The 2,432-nt window shown below is 46.3% G+C and carries 3 protein-coding genes; all 3 read right to left on the reverse strand.

Annotation, left to right across the window (positions count from 1 at the left end):
- On the reverse strand, nt 1-629 hold a 629-nt coding region (locus H6F50_RS07615; RefSeq protein WP_199292044.1), incomplete at its 3' end, for a CbiX/SirB N-terminal domain-containing protein.
- A 197-nt stretch (nt 630-826) separates the two neighbouring features.
- Nucleotides 827-1,516 (reverse strand): manganese catalase family protein, encoded by a 690-nt coding sequence (locus H6F50_RS07620; protein ID WP_190411815.1) that lies wholly within the window; start codon nt 1,514-1,516, stop codon nt 827-829.
- A 292-nt stretch (nt 1,517-1,808) separates the two neighbouring features.
- The coding region (locus H6F50_RS07625; RefSeq protein ID WP_190428066.1) for a GUN4 domain-containing protein at nt 1,809-2,432 on the reverse strand (624 nt) is incomplete at its 5' end.

The following is a 2,432-nucleotide window of genomic DNA, read 5'->3' on the forward strand; positions in this document are numbered from 1 at the left end:
TGATTTCCCCCAGCACGGCGGCTTCCGTGAGCTAGGAGAATCCGAGCGTCTGCTGTTATCGAAGCGAATTGACTGGCTAACAGACGACTCAAGCCAAGGTGAGTGCCTAAGTGAGGACGAATGTCAAGTTTCAATTTAGAGCCAAACGCTACTTGAGCGATCGCAACTTCCTCTGGGATATCCTCCATGACGTGAACTCCCGGCAGTAGAAACAGCGGCAACACCTGAATGCAGGGGTTCTCAGAATGGTACTCAGATGCAACAGCGCGATTCTGCTTTATAGACGTCACGCGATTCTGCTTCGCAGACGCTACGCGAACGCCAAATTGCCGAATTTGCTCGTGCAACGGCTGGGTTGCCAATTCTAGCACTGCTGTACCCACCAGTGGTTCTTGTAAAGACGTAAAATTTCGCGTTTCTAGCATGGGCGATGCACCCAAACAGCGAACGGGTTGAGATGCCTGTACCCAAGCAATCTCCAACCTCTGTGCCTTCTCGTAGATCAGGGTTGCCAGCTGTTCTACAGCGGCTTGGGGGCGCGGGTCGCGGCTTCCGTGAGAGACCAGTAGATAGGCAGATGACTTGGGCAAGTGTGTAACTACAGGCTTTTGAGCAGTTTCTTTATTCAATTTGATATCGTTTCCAGTAACAATTTCTGTATCAATCGTTTCCAATTGACAATTTATCCCAGTGGTTTACCAATTTGGGTACCGCTGATGGTTAGAGGATTTCTAATATTATTAATAACTTATTCATAAAAATAGAGCCACTGGGCTACACCTCCCCGTGACTCTATCTTTTTTAATTGAGTTCTACTGCTGACGATTTACTGTTTAACTTCAGCAGATGGATCGGCGACATACTGGAAATCCGGTTCCGAGTTCCAAGGCCCGCGCTCATCTTTACCATTCGTAGACAAGTTGAAGTAAAGATTGACCGTTTCATCCGGCTGGATATTGCCAAAGAAAGGATCTGTTAATTTGCCCAAGGAAGAAAGTGCATTCATGAACATCTTCGTATGAGAAATTTCGCGAGTCAGCAAATGTACCAAGGTGTCTTTTGTACCTTGATCCGGAGCCATTTTGATCAGCTCCTCATAGGTTTGACGTGCCCCAGCCTCAGCGGCGATGTCTGCCCGCAGATCGCGCACAACATCCCCACCTTCATTGATATAGTTCGCTGTCCAAGCGCTTCCCTGACTATCTAAAAAGTGTGGTCCCATGCCGCGTACAGCGAAGAGCGTACTCCGGTACGCTTCTGTTTGATCGACATTCTTGGTATGTGATTCAATCAGTTTGCCAACCATTTCTAAGTGGCTAAACTCTTCGATTGCAATATCTTGGAGCATATCCCGAATACCAGGATTTTCGCAATGAAACGACTGCACCCAATACTGTAAAGCGGCTGTTAATTCACCCGTTGCTCCCCCAAACTGCTCTAGAAGTAGCTGGGCATAACGTGGATTCGGCTCTGTGATATTAACAGTATGAATGGGTTCTTTTTTATGGAAAAACATGAATGGATTCCTTTCCTCTATTTGCCGGATCGTTGAGCGCTTGCCAATATTTTTTGTAAAGGAATTCAAAAAAAACGATTCTTTTTCCTTCACAAATCAAGGTATATACCCATACTTTAGATCGGCTGTCAAAGGTATTCCTGCCTCATCGGGTAGACTTAGCTCATGGATTTTTCTATAACCAGAGGAGGACACAAAAAACAAGATTGAAATCTCAGTTGAGGCAATTTTTTAGCTAAAACCGTTCCAATCGCTCAACCGAGGATGAAAATCGCTGATAAGGCAGCAAAAGCTAAGCAATACTGCACTGTTCTAGTTTTCCAGCCATTGCACTGGCGTGACGCCACCATTCATAACCACCCGCCCACCGCCGCGATGGTAGATGTCCAATGGGTGCCTTGTCGCTAAATTTCAAACCAGAGTCAGGAATATACGGGTTGTGGGTAGGCCAGCCAACGCGATCGCAAAAATTGCTATATTCTCCCCCAACCTCCAGAAAAATTTGCTTTTGTACGCTGAAACCAAAGCGCCCCTGGCTGTACTTTACCCATAACTGGTCAATCGTCCATAAATCCTCGCAAGGAAACTTTTGAATATCGCTGTTGAATAGATAGTTATTGCTTGACTTGCCGACTACCAGACACATCACTGCCCAGGTTTCCCGATCGGCTTCTTTCCATTTCTTTTTAGCGAGTAAATCCCGCAATTTTGTATAGTCAACTCCAACCTCGGAATTCAAGGCACTACCACCCGGTCGTTGAGATTGAGTTGGAACCGGAGATGTAGGTCTGGGGTTTAAATTTTGCTGTACCGCTTGCAAGGCAGAGGCAGCGTCTGGGTAACGATCTTTAATGTTATTTTGTAGCAGCCGATCCAAAATTTGACCCAGGCGATCGCTAACTTTTCTCTCCTTGGG

It is taken from the genome of Coleofasciculus sp. FACHB-712 (genome assembly GCF_014695635.1).
Taxonomy (GTDB): Bacteria; Cyanobacteriota; Cyanobacteriia; order Cyanobacteriales; family FACHB-T130; genus FACHB-T130.

Coding starts and splice junctions, on each gene's coding strand:
- H6F50_RS07620 (WP_190411815.1), bottom strand. CDS start 1,516: ATGTTTTTCCATAAAAAAGAACCCATTCATACTGTTAATATCACAGAG.